The following is an 18,841-nucleotide window of genomic DNA, read 5'->3' as shown; positions in this document are numbered from 1 at the left end:
TTCGGGGCCCGGCGCCGGTGAGGTCCAGTCGAATCGGCGCCGGGCGGTACGACTCCGGGCGGTACGGGTTCGGGCGGCGCGGGCTCAGCCGGCGGACGCCGGGCGGGCGAGCGAGAGGCCGAAGCGGCCCTGCTCGTCGGTCCACCACTCGGCGAGCCGCATGCCCGCCGCCGCCAGCTCCGTCGCGACCCGCTCGCGCCGGAACTTCGCCGACACCTCGGTGCGCAGCTCCTCGCCCTCGGCGAAGTGCAGCGGCAGGTCGAGCTCCGGGATCTTCACGGTCTGGTCGCGCCGCGAGCGCAGCCGCATCTCGATCCACTCCTGCTCGGCGTCCCAGAGCGCGACGTGCTCGAACTGGGCCGGGTCGAAGTCCGCCGACAGCTCCCGGTTGAGCACGTTGAGCACGTTGAGGTTGAACTCCGCGGTCACCCCGGCCGCGTCGTCGTACGCGGCGACCAGCACGCCGGTGTCCTTCACCAGGTCGGTGCCGAGCAGCAGCGCGTCGTCGGGCCGCAGCCGTTCGCCGATCCCGGCGAGGAAGCGGGCGCGTTCGGAGGGCAGCAGGTTGCCGAGGGTGCCGCCGAGGAAGGCGAGCAGTCGGGGCCCGTCGCCGTCGGGCAGCTGCAGGCCGTGGGTGAAGTCGGCGAGCACGGCGTGCACGGTCAGCCCCGGGTAGTCCTCGGTCAGGGCCCGCCCGGCCGCCTCCAGGGCGCTCTCGCTGACGTCGACCGGCACGTAGCTGTCGAGGGTGCCGAGCCCGCGCAGCGCGTCCAGCAGCAGCCGGGTCTTCTCGGACGACCCGGATCCCAGCTCGACCAGCGTCCGGGCCCGGCTGACCTCGGCGATCTCCGGGGCGCGGGCGACCAGGATGGAGCGTTCGGCGCGGGTCGGGTAGTACTCGGGCAGCCGGGTGATCTCCTCGAACAGCTCGCTGCCCCGGGCGTCGTAGAACCACTTCGGCGGCAGCCACTTGGGACTCGCGGTCAGACCGTTCTGGACGTCGTGGCGTAGCGCGTGGTGGAAGTGGTCGGCGGGCAGCAGTCGGGTGAGGTCGTATCCGGTCACGGTGGGGTCCTCTCGAGGGCGTGGGGTCAGTCGATCGGTCGGACGGTGCTGCCCGCCGCGGTGGCGAGCAGCAGGGAGCGGTCGGGGACCTCGGCCCAGCCGGGTCCGTCGTCGCCGGGCTCCGAGGCGACCAGCACGCCGCCGGTGGGTCCGGCGCGGTGGTACAGGGTGTCGCCCCAGGCGGTGGCGGCGATCGAGGTGCCGTCGGTGAGCAGCAGGTTGAGCCGGGCGTCGCCGTACTTGGCGGTCTCCCGGACGGTCTCCGCCAGGGCCTCGCCGGGTTCGGCGCCGCCCCGCAGCCGGTGCAGGACCAGGGCCCACACCAGGGCCGAGTCGGTCCGCGCCTCCAGCGCCAGGAGTTCGGCGGGCGGGAGTTCGGCGGCCAGTGGCCCGTACCGTTCGGGCCAGCCGGGCAGCGCGCCGTTGTGGCTGAACAGCCACCGTCCGGCGGCGAACGGCGCGGCGGCCGCCTCGCCGGCCGCGCAGCCCGGGGTGGCGCTGCGGACGGCCGCCAGCAGCGCCCCGGTGCGCACCACCCGGGCCAGGTCCGGCAGGTTGGCGTCGGCCCAGATCGGGCCCTCGCGCCGGTAGCGGGCGGGCCGTTCCTCGCCGTCGGCGTACCAGCCGAGGCCGAAGCCGTCCGCGTTGACCGTGCCGTGCCGCTGCAGCCGGGGCGCCCAGGACTGCCGGTACAGCCCGTACGGCGGCTCCAGCACCAGCCGTCCGAGCGGGACCGGGGGCCCCAGGTAGGCGAGGTGGCGGCACATCAGTCGGCCTCCGCGTCCCGGGCGGTGCGGAACCCGGAGAAGATCTGCCGCCGGACCGGGTAGTCCCAGTTGCGGAAGGTGCCCCGGCAGGCGACCGGCGCCACGGCGAACGAGCCGCCGCGCAGCACCTTGTACTCGGGGCCGAAGAACACCTCCGAGTACTCCTTGTACGGCCACACCCGGAAGCCCGGGTAGCCGGTGAAGTCGCTCGCCGTCCACTCCCACACGTCGCCGATCAACTGCCGGACGCCGTAGGGGGACCGGCCGGCCGGGTAGCCGCCGACCGGGGCCGGCCGCAGGTGCCGCTGGCCGAGGTTGGCGTGCTCGGGGCCGGGCGACTCGTCGCCCCACGGGTAGCGGCGGGAGCGGTCGGCGACCGGGTCGTGCCGGGCGGCCTTCTCCCACTCCGCCTCGGTCGGCAGCCGCCGGCCCGCCCACCGGGCGTACGCGTCCGCCTCGTACCAGCTCACGTGCAGCACCGGCTCGTCGCCCGGCACGGGTTCGACCGTGCCGAAGCGGCGGCGCAGCCACTGCCCGCCCTCGCGCGACCAGAACAGCGGTGCCTCCAGGCCCGCCTGCTGCCGGTGCGCCCAGCCCTCGGCCGTCCACCAGCGCGGGTCGCGGTAGCCGCCGTCGGCGATGAACTCCTGGTACGCGGCGTTGGAGACCGGGGTGGTGTCCAGCCAGTACGCGGGCAGGTCGACCCGGTGCGCGGGCCGCTCGTTGTCCAGCGCCCACGGCTCGGTGTCGGTGCCCATGGTGAACGGGCCTGCAGGGACCAGGACTTCGGCGGGCAGCGGACCGTCGGTCGCGGGCGGCGGCGGGGGAGCGGTGAGCACCGCCGGTCCCTTGCGCAGCTGGTGGGTGATCAGCATGGTCTCGTCGTGCTGCTGCTCGTGCTGGGCGATCATCCCGAACGCGAAGCCGGCGTCCAGCAGCGGCGCGCCCTCCAGCGGGCTGGCCGCGAGCAGGTCGAAGACCCGGCCGCGGACCTCGTGCGCGTAGGCGCGGGCCTGGTCCGGTGGCAGCAGCGGCAGGCTCGGCCGCTCGGCCCGCGGGTGCTCGAAGGCGTCGTACAGCGGGTCGATCTCCGGGTGCATCGGGTCGCGGCCGCCGACGTTGCGCAGCAGCCACAGTTCCTCCTGGTTGCCGATGTGCGCCAGGTCCCAGACCAGCGGTGACATCAACGGGGAGTGCTGGGCGGTCAGTTCGCCGTCCTCGACGCAGTCGGTCAGACCGGCGGTGCGGGTCCGGGCGGCCTCCAGCTCGGCGGCGATCAGCTCGCGCAGCACGGCGGGGTCGGTGGTGTCGGCGTTCAGCACGGCGGCGCCTCCTCGGGCAGCGGCCGGGCGCCCGCCCGGACCGCGTCCAACTGGTCGTCGGCGGGGCAGCGGCCCCGCATCGGATAGCGCTCGGCGAACTCGCCGAGCGCCCGCCGCAGCCGGCCGTCGCCGTCCCGGCCGGGCCCCGTGCCGCCGTCCCGGCCGGGCCCCGTGCCGCCGTCCGCGCGCCGGGCCAATGCCCGGTCGGCGGCGGCGAAGCAGGCGAGCGCGGCCCGGCGCAGCTCGGGGTCGGACATCCCGGCACGTGCGGCGTGCTGCCACAGTGCGCTGCGCGGCGCCGCGTCCGGACCGGGGTCGGGCAGCCGGTCCAGCGCCTCCAGGGCGGTGTCGGCGGCCTGCGGGTCGTCCAGCAGCGCGCCGACCAGCGCCAGCGGCACCAGCCAGCCCTCGCCCGGCTGGGCGTCGATCATGCGCAGCTCCAGGTGGCCGCGCGGGCGGACCGGCGGGAACAGCGTGGTGCGGTGGTACTCCAGGTCGGCCAGGGTGGCGGGGCGCTCGCCGGCGCCGCGCAGCCAGTCCCGGAAGGTCAGGCCGGCCGGTGCCGTCCACGGCAGGCCGTCGGGGCGGCGCACGCACAGCACCTTGGCGTCCAGCACGTACCGGGCCCAGGCGGTGCGCGGGTCGCCGTCCGGTGCAGGGGCGGTGGTGCGGCTCGCGTCCATCCGCGACCACACCATCTGCCGGGTGGACCGGTATCCGGTCGGACGGCCGTCCAGCAGCGGCGAGTTGGCGAACGCGGCGACCAGGACCGGTCCCAGCAGGTGGGTGAGGCGCCAGCGCCCGGCGATCTGCCGCTCCGTCCCGGAGTCCACGCAGACCTGCACGGACGCGGTGCCGGTCATCATCACCCGGCCCCACGGGCCGCCGCGCTCGAAGTACTGCTCCATCGCGACGTAGCGCGGGTGCGAGGCCTGCATCCGCCGCTCGCGGGCCAGCGGGTCGGTGCCGCTGCCGGTGAGGGTCAGGCCCTGGGTGGCGTACGCGGCGCGGAGGGCGGCCTGGTCGGCCAGCAGCAGCTCGGCGCAGGACTGCAAGGTCTCGGCGGGCGGGGAGCTGAGCTCGACCTGCCCGCCCGGCTCCTCGGTGAGCCGGGAGCCCGCCGGGAGCAGCGGGCCGTCGGGGTGCGCGGGCAGCGTCGCCAGGGCGGCCGCGACGCGCGCGGGATCGACCGTCTCCTCGGGACATCGGCCGTCGTGGACGAACCACTCGGCCTCCACCCCGACCAGCCGGGGCGGCCCGATCTTGAAACATATGCCGAGCAGATGTCGCTCCGCCGACGCCTCGGTCAGGGGCGTCACGCTCGGTCGCGACTGTTGCCGGTCCTGCGGGTGATGCGGGCGTACGGGTATCACCGGACTCACCATCCCTCGGTACGCGATTGCGGCCCGGTACTTCCTGCTCAGTCTGCTACGGGCCAAACATCGTCGCCGCTCAGCGGGCATCCTGGCTGGTCAACCGGGTGAGAGCGGCCTGCAGGCGGGGCAGCGGGAGGGCGAAATTCAGCCGTAGACAACCGGTTCCGGCCGCCCCGAAATCGGCACCGTCGGACAGCTCCACCTTGCGCTGCGTGAGCAGCCCGGCGCGCGTCCCCAGGGCCGAGCCGTCCAGCCACAGCAGGTACCCGGCGCGGGGCCGCACCAGCACCGCCGGGCCGAGCGCGGCCACCGCCAGGTCCCGCGCGGCGGTCAGGTGCGCCAGCACCCCCTCCAGCCACGGCCCGCCCTCCGCGAGCGCCGCGCGCTGCACCAGTGCCTCCAGCAGCCCGCCCTCCCACAGGCCGTAGCCCGCCATGACCTCGGTCAGCCGCGCCCGCAGCCCCGGGTCCGGGACCAGCGCGAAACAGCTGGGGACGCCGGAGGTGTTGAAGGTCTTGCCGACCGAGTTCAGCGTCACCACGTGCGGCGCCCCGCCCGTCACCGCGACCGCCACCGGCTGCGGCCGGCCCGCGTCCGGATGCAGCAGGTCGCCGTGCACCTCGTCGGAGACCAGCAGGCCCCCGCACTCCGCCGCCAGCGCGGCGGCCGCCCGGACCTCCTCCTCCCGCCACACCGTGCCCGACGGGTTGTGCGGGCTGCTCAGCAGGACCGCGCCCGGCCGCAGCGCCGCGAAGCCTTCCAGCGGCAGCCGGTAGCCGTCCGCGTCCCGCTCGAACGCGACCTCCCGGTGCGCGGACCCCGCCGCCCGGCACACCGCCGTGAACCCGCCCCACTCCGGCGACCCGGACACCACCGGCCCGGGCAACGGGCCGCACGCCTCCAGCAGCAGCCGCACCGCCGTCCGCACCCCGAACGGCATCAGCACCACCCACGCCGGATCCACGACCACCCCGTGCCGCCGGCGGTACCAGCGCGCCACCAGCTCGCGGTCGGCCGGCTCCACCACCGTGTACCCGAGCGCCGGGTGGGCCGCCCGCCGCGCCAGCGCCGCCCCGATCGCGGCCGGCCCCGGCAGGTCCATGTCCGCCAGCCCCAGCGCGATCGCCCCGCCCGCGGCCCGCGCCCACTTCGCACTCCCGGTCCCCGCCCGGTCGAACCCGGTGTCCATCCGCCCATGCTCCCAGGTACGGCGCCCGCAGGCCCGGTGATCGGCCCGGTCCGGAGGGCGTAGCCTGCGGGTGATCACTGTCGGAGTACGGGGGCGCACCATGGAGACGTCGGAACCGGCCGCGGGCGGGGAGGTCACCCTGTTCGTCGCCCGGAGCGTGGACCGCGGGCACGAGGAGGACTTCGAGCGCTGGGCGCGGGGGATCCTCGGCGCGGCGGCCGCGCACCCGGGCAACCTCGGGACCGGCCTGCTCCGGCCGTCGGCGCCCGGGGAGCCGTGGCACCTGCTGCTGCACTTCCGCGACGCCGAGGCGTTCAAGGCCTGGCAGGAGTCGCCCGAGCGGGCCGCGTGCTTCGCCAGGGCGACCGGCCACCACGTCGAGGTCCGCCGACGCGAACTGCACGGTATGGAGGGCTGGTTCGCCACCACCCCGACCGGCGCCCACCGCACTCCGCCGCCGCGCTGGAAGATGGCGGTCGCCTCCACGGTGGCGATCGCCCCGCTCACCGTCAGCGCCAGCCTGTGGCTCAACCCACACCTGGTCATGCCGGCGGCCGTCCGCTCGCTGGTGCTCGCGCCGGTGATCTCCACGCTGATGACCTATGTGGCCCTCCCCGCCGTCACCCGGGCGATGCGCCGCTGGCTCTTCCCGCGTCGGGGGGCCGACGCCGAGCTTTCGTAAAGTCTTCGTCAGATCCTCCGCGATCGGGCCGAAACCCCTGGGGAATGCGACAACCGATCAATATGATCCGCCCCTGACAATCCATCAGGACAACCCAGGGGGGATCGCTCCATGACCACCGATCACACCCGCCGTCGGACGGGTCTGCGGGCCGCTGCCGCCGTCTCGCTGCTCGCCGGCTCGCTGGCCGTCGGCATACCGACCGCGCAGGCGGACACCGGCCCGACCGGCCGCGCCACACTGGAGGGCACCGCCCCGGAGTGGACCGCCGCCGCCTCCGACACCGGCGCCACCGCCGGCTCCACGCAGGTCGGCGCCCGGGTCTACCTCGCCGGCCGGGACGCCCAGGGCCTCACCGCCTACGCATCCGCCGTCTCCGACCCGTCCTCGCCCAGCTACGGCAAGTACCTGACGCCCGAGCAGGCCGAGGCGCGCTTCGGCGCCACCCCGCAGCAGATCGCCGCGGTCACCGCGTGGCTGAAGTCCTCCGGCCTGACCGTGACCGGCGGCGACCGCCACTACCTCGCGGTCACCGGCGACGCCGCGGCCGTGCAGAAGGCCTTCGCCGCGCCGCTGCACGACTACCGCAAGGACGGCAGGACCTACCACGCCCCGGCGCACGCCGCCTCCGCCCCGCGCGAGCTGGCCGACGCGGTGCTCACCGTCACCGGCCTGGACAACTCGCCGCGCCGGGCCAAGCCGCAGGACACCCTGCCCGGCCCCGGCGACGGCTTCCGCAACGCGGGCCCGTTCTCCACCTACTACGGCTCGAACGTCGCGAGCACCCTGCCGGACGCGTACGGCGGGAAGGTCCCGTACGCCGTGCGCGGCTACACCGGCAAGCAGCTGCGCGCCGCCTACGGCGCGGGCGGCTTCACCGGCAAGGGCGTGACCGTGGCGATCACCGACGCCTACGCCTCGCCGACCATGGCGGCCGACGCGGCCGAGTACGCCAAGCGCAACGGCGACCAGCCGTACCGCAAGGGCCAGTACACCGAGGTCCTGCCGGCCTCCTACAACAGCGTCGAGGACTGCGGCGCCTCCGGCTGGTACGGCGAGGAGTCCCTCGACGTCGAGGCGGTGCACGCGCTCGCCCCGGACGCCGACATCGTGTACGTGGCCGGCGCCTCCTGCAACGACCCGGACCTGCTCGACGCCCTCAACAAGATCGTCGACAGCCGGCTCGCCGACATCGTCTCCAACTCCTGGGGCGACATCGAGGCCAACGAGACCTCGGAGACCGCGGCCGCCTACGACCGCACCTTCAAGCTGGGCGCGATCGAGGGCATCGGCTTCTACTTCTCCTCCGGCGACGACGGCGACAACGTGGCCGCCCACGGCAAGAAGCAGATCGACACGCCCGCCAACTCCGCCTGGGTGACCGCGGTCGGCGGCACCTCGCTGGCCGTCGGCAAGGGCGACACGTACCGGTTCGAGACCGGCTGGGGCACCGAGAAGGCCAATCTCTCCGCCGACGGCAAGAGCTGGACCGACTTCCCGGGCGCCTACACCAGCGGCGCCGGCGGCGGCACCAGCTCCACCGTCAAGCAGCCCTTCTACCAGCGCGGAGTGGTGCCGGACTCCCTGGCGAAGGCCAACGGCCCGACCCGGATGCGCACCACCCCGGACATCGCCGCGGTCGCCGACCCCAACACCGGCTTCCTGGTCGGCCAGACCCAGGCGTGGCCCGACGGCACCGTCTCCTACGACGAGTACCGGATCGGCGGCACCTCGCTGGCCGCCCCGGTGATCGCCGGCGTCCAGGCCCTGGCCCAGCAGGCCCGGCACTTCCCGATCGGCTTCGCCAACCCGGGGATCTACGCCCGCTACGGCTCCCCGCTGTACCACGACGTCACCGACCACCCGCTCGGCGCCGACCGCGACCTCGCGGTCGCCCGGGTCGACTTCGTCAACGGCGTGGACGCGGCCGACGGCCTCCGCACCTCGGTCCGCACCCTCGGGAAGGACTCCTCCCTGCAGGCCGTCCGCGGCTACGACGACGTCACCGGCGTCGGCACCCCCGCCCCGGGCTACGTCGGCTCCTACGCCCTGCCCTTCTTCCGCCGCTGACCCACCCGGGCGCCCGGACGGCCCCGGCTCCCGCCGGTCCCACCCGGGCGCCCACCCCTCCGGCGGGGTGCGGAAGCGCGGGGTGACCCGGGTCCCGGTGAGGCAGGGGCACAGCCGGTCGGCGACCGCGGCGACGGCGCCCTCCATGCCGAGCACGCGCACCAGCCGCATGCCGACGGTCTGCCGCGTCCCGTACGAGGTGCCGACCCCGTACGGGATCTTCTCGCGGAGCTCGGGCACCAGCTGCCCGAGCCGTACGCCCGTCACCTCGCCGGAATCGGCCACGGCGGCGAGGACGCGCCGCTCGACCCCGGCGGTCCACCCCGCGGAGAGGCCGGCCCCGGCGAAGTCGGCGACCATGCCGCGGCGTTCGCGGTCGGCGACCTTCAGCGTGGTGGAGGCTGCCCGCCGGCGCCCGGCCGGCAGGTGCCGTACCCCGAGGCGGGCGCGGCGCTGCCCGTCGTCGATCCGCGGGCGGGTTGCGGCACTCACGTCGTTCGGGCCCCTCGGTCGGCGGGTCTGCTGTTCCGGAATCCTTCCTGCACCACGGTCCGCCCGCCGCCGGGCAACTGCACGCTCGGGCGGGAACTCTGACACAGCGACGGTCCGGTGGGAAGGTGCGTGCAGCACATCGTTCCCGGAAGCGGGAGCGCTCCCACCGAATCCGGTCGAAGTCCTTGACGCGGATCGCAGGGCATGGCTTCATATCCGGTGTCCCCGGGCTGAGTTCGAGCCCGGGAACAGACAGCACATGGGAGCGCTCCCACAATCCGCTCCCAGCCGGATCCGTCCCCCACCCGAAAGGATCCCCCCAGTGTCGGCCCTTCTCGTCAGCCGTCTGAAGACGGCCGCGGCCGCCGTGGTGCTCAGCGCCACGGCCGTGCTGCCGATCGCCACGGCGCAGTCCGCCCACGCGGCCACCCGTGTCGACAACCCCTACGTGGGCGCCGGGGTCTACGTGAACCCCGAGTGGTCCTCGAAGGCCGCCGCCGAGCCCGGTGGTTCCGCGGTCTCCAACCAGCCCACCGCCGTCTGGCTGGACCGGATCGCCGCGATCAACGGCGCGAGCGGGTCGATGGGCCTGCGCGCCCACCTGGACGCCGCGGTGCAGCAGGCCGCGGGCAAGCCGTACGTGTTCCAGGTCGTGATCTACGACCTGCCGGGCCGCGACTGTGCCGCCCTGGCCTCGAACGGCGAGCTCGGCCCCACCGAACTGCCGCGCTACAAGAGCGAGTTCATCGACCCGATCGCGGCGATCCTGGCCGACCCGGCCTACGCCAACCTGCGGATCGTCACCACCATCGAGATCGACTCGCTGCCGAACCTGGTCACCAACGCGGGCGGCACCGCCACCGCGACCCCGGCCTGCGACACCATGAAGGCCAACGGCAACTACGTGAACGGCGTGGGCTACGCGCTGGCCAAGCTCGGCGCGATCCCGAACGTCTACAACTACGTCGACGCGGGCCACCACGGCTGGCTCGGCTGGGACTCCAACCTGCAGCCGGCCATCGACATGCTGAAGCAGGCCGCCACCGCGTCCGGCTCGACCGTGAACAACGTGCAGGGCTTCATCGTCAACACCGCCAACTACTCGGCGCTGCACGAGCCCAACTTCACCATCGACGACACGGTGAACGGCACCTCGGTCCGGCAGAGCAAGTGGGTCGACTGGAACCGCTACGTCGACGAGGCGTCCTACGCGAAGGCGTGGCGCGACAAGGCGATCGCGTCCGGCTTCAACTCCAACATCGGCATGCTGATCGACACCTCCCGCAACGGCTGGGGCGGCGCCAACCGTCCGGCCGGCCCGGGCCCGAAGACCACCGTCGACGCGTACATCGAAGGCGGCCGGATCGACCGCCGCTTCCAGGCCGGAAACTGGTGCAACCAGTCCGGCGCGGGTCTCGGCGAGCGGCCCAAGGCGGCCCCCGAGGCCGGCATCGCGGCCTACGTGTGGGTGAAGCCCCCGGGTGAGTCGGACGGCGCGAGCTCGGCCATCGCCAACGACGAGGGCAAGGGCTTCGACCGGATGTGCGACCCGACGTACACCGGCAACGCGCGCAACAACAACAACATGTCGGGCGCCCTGGCCAACGCCCCGGTGGCCGGCCACTGGTTCTCCGCCCAGTTCCAGGAGCTGCTGAAGAACGCCTACCCGGCGCTCGGCGGAGGCACCTCCGACACCACCGCGCCGTCGGTCCCGACCGGCCTGGCCGGCACCGCGACCTCCAGCAGCGTGGCGCTGACCTGGGCCGCGTCGACCGACAACGTCGGCGTGACCGGGTACGACATCTACCGCGGCGGCGTGCTGGTGGGCTCCTCCACCGGTACCTCGTTCACCAGCACCGGCCTGACCGCCTCGACCGCGTACAGCTTTACGGTCCGGGCCAAGGACGCGGCGGGCAACGTCTCGGCGGCCTCCGCCGCGCTCTCGGTGACCACCACCTCGGGCGGCACCACCGACACCACCGCGCCGTCGGTCCCGACCGGCCTGGCCGGCACCGCGACCTCCAGCAGCGTGGCGCTGACCTGGGCCGCGTCGACCGACAACGTCGGCGTGACCGGGTACGACATCTACCGCGGCGGCGTGCTGGTGGGTTCCTCCACCGGTACCTCGTTCACCAACACCGGCCTGACCGCCTCGACCGCGTACAGCTACACGGTCCGGGCCAAGGACGCGGCGGGCAACGTCTCGGCGGCCTCCACGGCGCTCGTGGTCACCACCTCCTCGAACGGTGGCGGCGGCAGCACCGGCTGCGCCGCGACCTACAAGATCAGCAGTGACTGGGGTGCCGGCTTCAACGCCGACGTCACCGTCACCAACACCGGCACCGCCGCCACCAAGGGCTGGAAGGTGACCTGGACCTTCCCGGGCAACCAGCAGATCACCAACCTCTGGAACGGCGTCCTGACGCAGAGCGGCCAGTCCGTGAGCGTCGTCAACCAGGGCTACAACGGCGCGATCGGGGCCGGCGCCTCGGCCTCCTTCGGCTTCGGGGCGAACTACTCCGGCGCCAACGGCGTCCCGACCCTGACCTGCACCGCCAGCTGATCCGGCACGCAGCAGCCGACGGCCCGCACCCGCTTCCCCGGGTGCGGGCCGTCGCACGTTCAACCGGAGAGCAGGAAGGCCGAGTTGACCAGGGCGACATGGGTGAAGGCCTGCGGGGTGTTGCCGAGCTGGCGCCGCTCGACCGGGTCCCACTGCTCGCTGAGCAGCCCGAGGTCGTTGCCGAGCGCGACCACCCGGGTGAACAGCTCGCGGGCCTCGTCCCGGCGGCCGAGCGCGGCGAGCGCGTCGGCGAGCCAGAACGAGCAGGCCAGGAAGGCGCCTTCGGGCCCGGGCACGCCGTCGGTGCCGTCCTCGGTGGCGTAGCGGCGGACGAAGCCGCCGTGGTCCAGGCCGCTGCGCACCGCCTCCACGGTCCGGGCCACCCGGGGGTCGTCGGCTGGCAGGAAGCCGGTCTTGGCGATGAACAGGGTGGCGGCGTCCAGCTCCCGGCCGCCGTAGCTCTGCACGAACACGCCGCGCCGCGCGTCGTAGCCGTGCGCGCAGACGTCCGCGTGGACCCGGTCGCGCATCGTCCGCCAGCGCTCCACCGGGGCGGGCAGACCGGTGAGTTCGGCCATCTTCACGGCCCGGTCGGCGGCGACCCAGGCCATCACCTTGGAGTGCACGAAGTGCCGGCGCTTCCCGCGGACCTCCCACAGGCCCTCGTCCGGCTCCGACCAGTGCCGCTCCAGGAAGCCCATCAGGGTGCGCAGCAGGCTCCAGACCTGCCGCTCCATCGGGATGCCGGCCAGCAGGGCGAGGTGCAGGGTGTCCACCACTTCGCCGTAGACGTCGAGTTGGAGCTGGTGGACGGCGGCGTTGCCGAACCGGACGGGGGTGGAGCCGAGGTAGCCGGGCAGCCAGTCGGCCTGGGTCTCGGGCAGGCCGCGCTCGCCCGCGACGCCGTAGACGGCCTGCAGGTCGCCGGGGTCGCCGGCGATGGCGCGCAGCAGCCACTTGCGCCAGGCGGCGGCCTCCTCGCGGAAGCCGCCGCGCAGCAGCGCGGAGAGCGTCATCGAGGAGTCGCGCACCCAGCAGAACCGGTAGTCCCAGTTGCGCTGGCCGCCGACCACCTCGGGCAGCGAGGCGGTGGGGGCGGCGACGATGCCGCCGGTGGGCTCGTACGCGAGGGCCTTGAGGGTGATCAGCGAGCGCAGCACGGCCTCGCGCCACTCGCCGCGGTACCGGCAGCCGGCCGACCACTGCTGCCAGCCGGCCAGCGTCGACTCCAGGGCGGCGTCCGGGTCGGTGCGCGGGGTGGTGTGCAGGTGGGAGGGCTGCCAGGTGAGGACGAAGCGGACCCGCTCGCCGGCGTGCACCGTGAAGTCGGAGGCGGTGGCGCCGTTCTGGCCGTAGGTGTGGACGCCGGGCGGGACGCGCAGCCACGCGGAGTCGGGGCCGGCCACCGCCACCCGGTGACGCTCGGTGCGCCGCACCCACGGCTCGACCCGGCCGTGGTTGAAGCGCAGCCGCAGGTCGCCGCGGATCGGGACGGAGCCGCTGACCCCCTCGACGATCCTGATCAGCTGCGGGACGCGGTCGCGCTGCGGCATGAAGTCGATGATCCGCACGGTGCCCTCGGGGGTCTCCCAGTCGGAGGCGAGGACCAGGCTGTCGGCCAGGTAGCGGCGGGAGGTGCAGGCGCCGGCGTCGGCCGGGGCGAGTCGCCAGGAGCCGTGCTCGGCGGTGCCGAGCAGGCCGGCGAAGCAGCTGGGGGAGTCGAAGCGGGGCAGACAGAGCCAGTCGACCGAGCCGTCCCGGCCCACCAGGGCGGCGGTCTGCAGATCTCCGAGGAGCGCGTAGTCCTCGATGCGTCCGGCCATCGGCCCCATTCTCCGACCCGCCGGGCCCGCCCGCCCGTTCGGTCTCCACCGCTTGCGGCAGGGATCTCTGTTATAGGAAGATCTTTATGTCCTGTTGTCATTTTCCGGAAGGGGTGCCGTGATGCGGCGACCGAACTGGGTGCCCGCCGGAACCGACCTCGACAAGCCGAACGCGGCCCGGGTCTACGACTACTACCTGGGCGGTTCGCACAACTTCGAGGCCGACCGGGAGATGGCCCGCAAGGCGATGGAACTCTGGCCGGACCTGCCGCGGATCATGCGCTCCAACCGGGCCTTCCTCCGCCGCTCGGTGCAGTTCCTCGCCGAGAGCGGGATCCGCCGCTTCCTGGACGTCGGTTCCGGCATCCCGACCTTCGGGCCGGTGCACGAGGTGGCCCGCGGCATCCGGCCGGACGCCGAGGTGGTGTACGTGGACCGCGACCCGGTCGCGGTGGCGCACAGCCGGCTGATCCTGGCGGACGAGCCGAGCTGCCAGGTGGTCGAGGCCGACCTGCGCAACGTCGGCGACCTGCTGTCCAGGCCCGAGGTGGGCCGGCTGCTGTCGGCCGGCGAGCCGGTCGGGCTGATGCTGGTCGCGGTGCTGCACTTCGTCACCGACGACGACGAGCCGGACAAGCTCCTCGGCCAGCTGCGCGACGCGCTGCCGCCGGGCAGCGCCCTGGTGCTCTCGCACGCCGGCTCCGAGGGCCGCCCCGACCAGGCCGGCTCCCACCAGGACCTGTACAAGCGCACCCCGACGCCGCTGACCATGCGCAGCAAGGAGCGGGTGGTCGGGTTCTTCGACGGCTTCGAGCTGGTCGAGCCCGGCGTGGTCTACCTGCCGGAGTGGCGGCCGGACGACCCGGAGGGGGTCGGACCGCACCCCGAGCGGATGGCCGGACTGGCCGGCGTCGGATTCCTGTCGTGAGCGAGCGGCTGCCGGCGGACGGCGCGAGCGCCTTCCACGCGGCCTGGGCCGGGATGCTCCGGTCCGGCCACGGCAGCGCGGTTCACCCCGAGGAACTGCAGCAGCTGGCCGAGCGCAGCGCCGAACTGCTGCACCGGGCCGGCCACGAGCAGCCGTTCCAGGCCCGGCTGGCGGAGCAGGCCGGCGCGATGCTGGTCGACAACCACTTCAGCGACCCCGCGGTGCTCTCCGAAGCCCTTCACCTGCTGACCCGCCAGCCGCTCCCGGACGAGGCACGCGGCCCCGCGCTGTGCGGCGCCTTCGCCGCGGGCTGGGCGGCGGCGCTGCGCGAGCGCACGCTGCGTGAGCAGGAGGCCATCCGGCTGGCCGCGGACACCGCGCGCCAGGAGGTGGAGAAGGCGCTGCGGGCGTCCGAGGCACGGTTCCGGGCGCTGTTCGAGAGCGCCGCGATCGGCATCGGCCTGGGCGACACCGACGGCAACATCCTGGCGGTCAACCGGGCGCTCGGCGAGATCTTCGGCGGCGGCCCGGCGGACCTGACCGGGGTGCGGGTCAACGACCTGGTGCACCCCGAGGACACCCCGGGCGTCTGGGAGGCGTACGAGGACCTGATCAGCGGCAAGCGGGAGTACTTCCAGTTCGACAAGCCGTACTACCGCCGGGACGGCGAGGTGGTGTGGACCCACCTGACCGTGTCGCTGATCCGCGACGACGACGGCACGCCGCTCTACCAGGTGGCGATGCTGGAGGACATCACCGACCGCTACCGGCTGCAGGAGCGGCTGCGGCACCAGGCCACCCACGACCCGCTGACCGGCCTGCCCAACCGGGCGGCCTTCTTCGAGCGGCTGGAGAAGCTCTTCGAGGAGCCGGAGCCGGGGGCCCGCTTCGGGCTGTGCTACGTCGACCTGGACGGCTTCAAGGTGGTCAACGACTCGCTCGGCCACGACATGGGCGACCAGCTGCTGACCGCCGTCGCGGGCCGTCTGGAGTCGGCGCTGAGCCCGCTCGGCCACCTGGTGGCCCGCCTGGGCGGCGACGAGTTCGTGGTGCTGCTGGAGAACTGCCGGGGCGAGCAGGAGGCGGTGGCCGCCGCCAAGACGGTGCTGGCCGCGCTGGCCAAACCGGTGCTGATCGGCGACCACAAGTTGGCCGTCGGGGCCAGTGTCGGCGTGCTGGAGCGGCGGATCGCCACCACCACGCCGGGCGCCGCGGTCCGGGCCGCCGACCTGACCCTGTACCGGGCCAAGGAGGCCGGCCGGGGCCGCTGGACGCTGTTCGACCCGAAGGAGAACGCCCGCGCGGTCAGCCGGTACGCGGTGTCGGTGCGGATGCCGGCCGCGCTGGACCGCGGCGAGTTCTTCATCGACTACCAGCCGATGGTCGACCTGGCGGACGGCTCGATGGCCGGTGTCGAGGCGCTGGTGCGCTGGCGCCACCCGCAACTGGGCGTGCTCGGGCCGGACGAGTTCGTCGGCGTCGCCGAGGAGACCGGGCTGATCATGCCGCTCGGCCGCTGGGTGCTGGAGCAGGCCTGCGGGCAGGCCGCCGACTGGGTGGCCCGGTTCGGCGACCGCGCACCCAAACTCTCCGTCAACCTGGCGGTCCGTCAGGCCCGCAACGCGGGGCTGGTGGCGGACGTCGACCGGGTGCTGCGCACCACCGGCCTGGAGCCCTCCCGGCTGCAGCTGGAGATCACCGAGTCCACCGTGGTCGGCCCGGAGGACGAGGCGCTGAAGGCACTGCACGCCCTGGTCGACATGGGCGTCTCGCTGGCCGTGGACGACTTCGGCACCGGCTGGTCCAACCTCGCCTACCTGCGCGACCTGCCGGTCTCCGCACTGAAGATCGCCGGCTCCTTCGTCGGCGACCTGCACGACCCGGCCAAGGACACCCACCTGGGCTGGCGGATCGTCAGCGGCCTTGTCTCGCTGGCCCACACGCTCGGCCTGACGGTCACCGCCGAGGGCGTGGAGAGCCGCGCGGACGCCGAGCGGCTGCGGCTGATGGGGTGCGACTGGGCGCAGGGCTGGCACTTCGGCCGGCCGGTGCGGCCCGGCGAGATCGCCCGGAGGATCGCCGAGGCGAACCTCCCCGAAACGGACTTTGCTCGCGAAAGCTAGAAAATTCTGACAAAACACTTGACGTGCTGTCCGGATCCGTCCGAAGATAAGGGCATCTGGTACCGCTTCTTACGCGGACCACCAGGCGTTGCAAGGGGCGTCCTCCGGACGCCCGAGAGTGCCGACGCCAGTTCTGGGGCCTGTGGGGGGCCTGTCCTCGAGGGACAGCCGATCCGGGGGATCACACGGATCGCACGCCCGCGCGTCGTGACTTGGCTCTCTTCACCATTCACCGGGCACCGGTGTGCCCGTGTGCTTCCCGAGGGGTTCCTCGACGATGAGCACCACTGCGCCCTCCGACCACCATGTCGACGGTGTACTCCCCACCCCCATGCGCCGTGCCGGCGACCGGCTCCCGGCCAGGCAGCTGCCGATGCGCCGCAAGACCGACTTCGTCACCCGGCACTCCGTCAGCCTGATCGTCCCCGCCCGGGACGAGGCGCGCAACATCCCCTGGGTGTTCGAGCAGATCCCGAGCTGCGTGGACGAGGTGATCCTGGTCGACGGCTCCTCCAGCGACGCCACCGTCGCGGTGGCCAAGGAGTGCCTGCCGACCGTCCGCAGCGTGCAGCAGAGCGGACCCGGCAAGGGCACCGCGCTGCGCACCGGCTTCGCCGCCGCCACCGGCGAGTACATCGTGATGATGGACGCCGACGGCTCGATGTGGCCCGGTGAGATCCCGCACTACCTGCACTTCCTCGACAACGGCTACGACTTCGTCAAGGGCTCGCGGTGCATCGCCGGCGGCGGCTCGCTGGACTTCACCCGGATCCGGGCGGCCGGCAACCGGGTGCTGCTCTCCGTGGTCAACCACCTGTACCGCGCCCACCTGACCGACCTCTGCTACGGCTACTGCGCGTTCCGCCGCAGCTTCCTGGCCGAACTCGACCTGCGCTCCACCGGCTTCGAGATCGAGGCCGAGATGATCGCCCACGCGCTGCGCTCGGGCCTGCGCCTCGCCGAGGTCCCGAGCCTCGAACTTCCCCGCCGCAGTGGTCGCTCACACCTCCACGCCGTTGCCGACGGCCGCCGGGTTCTGCGCACCCTGATCGCCGAACGTCCCGGCGCCAGGGCGGCGACGGCCGTTGCCACCGGGGAGGAGTGAGGAAGATGAATGGCTCCGACCGGCGCGCCGAAGCTGCCTGCCCCCGCTTTGCCGTCCGCGATTCGCTGTACACCCCCGTCAGGGTCGTCGAACTGGACCTGGACGAACCGGGTGAGCTGCGCTCTCCCGGTGGATCCGGACCGGCCGACCCCGAAGGCCGCGTGTTGGCGTTGGTGCGGCTGCACGGGCACCCGCTCGGTCTGGTCAAGGCCACCGGTACGGCGGGCGACCCCGCCTCGCTGTGCCGGGCGCTGGTCGACGCCGCCTACCGGGAACTCCACGTCCCCGCTCGGTCCACCGCGGCACCCGCGGCGCGGCACAGTCGGGTCGGCCGCGCCCGGGTGCAAGCGGGTGGACTGCCCGAGCTCCCGACCGTCTCGGTGATCGTCTGCACCAGGGACCGGGAGGCGATGCTGCCGACCTGCCTGGACGCGCTGATGGCGAACGGCTACCCGCAGACCGAGGTGATCCTGGTGGACAACGCGCCGACCAGCGACGCCGTCGAGCAGCTGGTCCGCTCCCGCTACCACGGCCGGATCAGGTACGTGCGCGAGCAGCTGCCCGGGCTCTCCCGGGCCCGCAACCGGGGCCTGTCGGCGGCCCGCGGCGAGATCGTCGCCTTCACCGACGACGACGTCCTCACGGACGCCGGCTGGGTGACCTCACTGGTCGAGGCGTTCCTCGCGGACGACGGGACCGGCTGCGTGACCGGGCTGGTCCTGCCCGCCGAGCTCGACACCCGCGCGCAGACCCTGATCGAGAAGTACGGCGGCCCCGGCCGGGGCTTCGAGGCGCGCAGCTGGTCGCTGCCGACCCTCGCCGAGGACCCGTTGGCCCGGTTCTCCACGGGCCGCTTCGGGGCGGGCGCCAACATGGCCTTCCGCACCGACGTGCTGCGCGCCATCGGGGGCTTCGACCCGGCGGTCGGCACCGGGACCCCGTCGCGCGGCGGTGAGGACCTGCTGGCCTTCCTCCAGGTGCTCACCGCCGGCCACACGATCACCTACCAGCCCGAGGCCATCGTCTGGCACCGCCACCGCCGCACCATGCCCGACCTGGCCCGCCAGGTGCAGGGCTTCGGGATCGGCTTCGGCGCCTACCTCGCCGCCGCCGTGGCGCACCGGCCGAGCCTGCTGGCCGAACTGCTGCGACGGCTGCCCTACGGCATCTGGCGCTGGCGCGCCAGCCACCGCACCGGCGGAGGCCCCACCTGCCCGGAGGACACCGCCATGCGCCGCCTGCGCCAGCTGGAGTGCCGCGGGTTCATGGTGGGCCCGTTCGCCTACGGGTTCACCCTCTGGCAGCAGCGCCGCTCCCGGAACGGAGGCTGACCGCG

At 73.8% G+C, this 18,841-nt stretch carries 13 protein-coding genes; 7 read left to right on the top strand and 6 right to left on the bottom strand.

The window, feature by feature from the left end; translation table 11 throughout:
- Nucleotides 1–84: 84 nt before the first annotated feature.
- The 5 genes from egtD to ACGFX4_RS02125 all read right to left on the bottom strand — a co-directional run bounded on the left by egtD (nucleotide 85) and on the right by ACGFX4_RS02125 (nucleotide 5,719).
- Nucleotides 85–1,065 (bottom strand): L-histidine N(alpha)-methyltransferase, encoded by a 981-nt coding sequence (gene egtD, locus ACGFX4_RS02145; RefSeq protein WP_393069457.1) that lies wholly within the window; start codon nucleotides 1,063–1,065, stop codon nucleotides 85–87.
- Between the two features lie 26 nt (nucleotides 1,066–1,091).
- Complete coding sequence (gene egtC / locus ACGFX4_RS02140) at nucleotides 1,092–1,832, bottom strand: ergothioneine biosynthesis protein EgtC (RefSeq protein WP_393069456.1); 741 nt, start codon at nucleotides 1,830–1,832, stop codon at nucleotides 1,092–1,094.
- Nucleotides 1,832–3,154, bottom strand: coding sequence for an ergothioneine biosynthesis protein EgtB (gene egtB / locus ACGFX4_RS02135; protein ID WP_393069453.1), 1,323 nt, complete (start codon nucleotides 3,152–3,154; stop codon nucleotides 1,832–1,834). Before egtB ends, egtC begins: the two co-directional genes overlap by 1 nt.
- Entirely contained in the window at nucleotides 3,148–4,473 is a 1,326-nt protein-coding gene (gene egtA / locus ACGFX4_RS02130; RefSeq protein WP_393069452.1) for an ergothioneine biosynthesis glutamate--cysteine ligase EgtA, read from the bottom strand. The genes egtB and egtA overlap by 7 nt, the downstream gene beginning before the upstream one ends.
- Nucleotides 4,474–4,606: 133 nt before the next feature.
- Entirely contained in the window at nucleotides 4,607–5,719 is a 1,113-nt protein-coding gene (locus ACGFX4_RS02125) for an aminotransferase class I/II-fold pyridoxal phosphate-dependent enzyme (protein ID WP_393069451.1), read from the bottom strand.
- 100 nt (nucleotides 5,720–5,819) lie between these two features.
- Between ACGFX4_RS02125 and ACGFX4_RS02120 the strand changes: the two genes are divergently transcribed.
- The 3 genes from ACGFX4_RS02120 to ACGFX4_RS02110 all read left to right on the top strand — a co-directional run bounded on the left by ACGFX4_RS02120 (nucleotide 5,820) and on the right by ACGFX4_RS02110 (nucleotide 11,526).
- Nucleotides 5,820–6,401, top strand: a complete 582-nt coding sequence (locus tag ACGFX4_RS02120) for an antibiotic biosynthesis monooxygenase (protein ID WP_393069449.1) — start codon at nucleotides 5,820–5,822, stop codon at nucleotides 6,399–6,401.
- A 111-nt stretch (nucleotides 6,402–6,512) separates the two neighbouring features.
- Complete coding sequence (locus ACGFX4_RS02115; protein WP_393069448.1) at nucleotides 6,513–8,471, top strand: protease pro-enzyme activation domain-containing protein; 1,959 nt, start codon at nucleotides 6,513–6,515, stop codon at nucleotides 8,469–8,471.
- Nucleotides 8,472–9,222: 751 nt separating this feature from the next.
- The gene (locus ACGFX4_RS02110; RefSeq protein WP_393069447.1) at nucleotides 9,223–11,526 is read left to right on the top strand and encodes a glycoside hydrolase family 6 protein; all 2,304 of its coding nucleotides are present in this window, start codon (nucleotides 9,223–9,225) and stop codon (nucleotides 11,524–11,526) included.
- Between the two features lie 59 nt (nucleotides 11,527–11,585).
- On the opposite strand, the gene ACGFX4_RS02105 is transcribed toward ACGFX4_RS02110, so the two are convergent.
- Entirely contained in the window at nucleotides 11,586–13,349 is a 1,764-nt protein-coding gene (locus tag ACGFX4_RS02105) for a glycoside hydrolase family 15 protein (protein WP_393069445.1), read from the bottom strand.
- 121 nt (nucleotides 13,350–13,470) lie between these two features.
- Between ACGFX4_RS02105 and ACGFX4_RS02100 the strand changes: the two genes are divergently transcribed.
- The 4 genes from ACGFX4_RS02100 to ACGFX4_RS02085 all read left to right on the top strand — a co-directional run bounded on the left by ACGFX4_RS02100 (nucleotide 13,471) and on the right by ACGFX4_RS02085 (nucleotide 18,836).
- On the top strand, nucleotides 13,471–14,277 hold the full coding sequence (locus ACGFX4_RS02100) for an SAM-dependent methyltransferase (RefSeq protein ID WP_393069444.1): 807 nt from the start codon (nucleotides 13,471–13,473) through the stop codon (nucleotides 14,275–14,277).
- 53 nt (nucleotides 14,278–14,330) lie between these two features.
- On the top strand, nucleotides 14,331–16,400 hold the full coding sequence (locus ACGFX4_RS02095; RefSeq protein ID WP_393069783.1) for a putative bifunctional diguanylate cyclase/phosphodiesterase: 2,070 nt from the start codon (nucleotides 14,331–14,333) through the stop codon (nucleotides 16,398–16,400).
- Nucleotides 16,401–16,677: 277 nt separating this feature from the next.
- The gene (locus ACGFX4_RS02090) at nucleotides 16,678–17,505 is read left to right on the top strand and encodes a glycosyltransferase family 2 protein (RefSeq protein WP_393069442.1); all 828 of its coding nucleotides are present in this window, start codon (nucleotides 16,678–16,680) and stop codon (nucleotides 17,503–17,505) included.
- Between the two features lie 5 nt (nucleotides 17,506–17,510).
- The gene (locus tag ACGFX4_RS02085; protein ID WP_393069440.1) at nucleotides 17,511–18,836 is read left to right on the top strand and encodes a glycosyltransferase; all 1,326 of its coding nucleotides are present in this window, start codon (nucleotides 17,511–17,513) and stop codon (nucleotides 18,834–18,836) included.
- The last annotated feature ends 5 nt before the right edge of the window (nucleotides 18,837–18,841 follow it).

Source organism: Kitasatospora sp. NPDC048365, assembly GCF_043200835.1.
Classification (GTDB): domain Bacteria; phylum Actinomycetota; class Actinomycetes; order Streptomycetales; family Streptomycetaceae; genus Kitasatospora; species Kitasatospora terrestris.
This window is presented reverse-complemented; position numbering and strand designations above follow the sequence as displayed.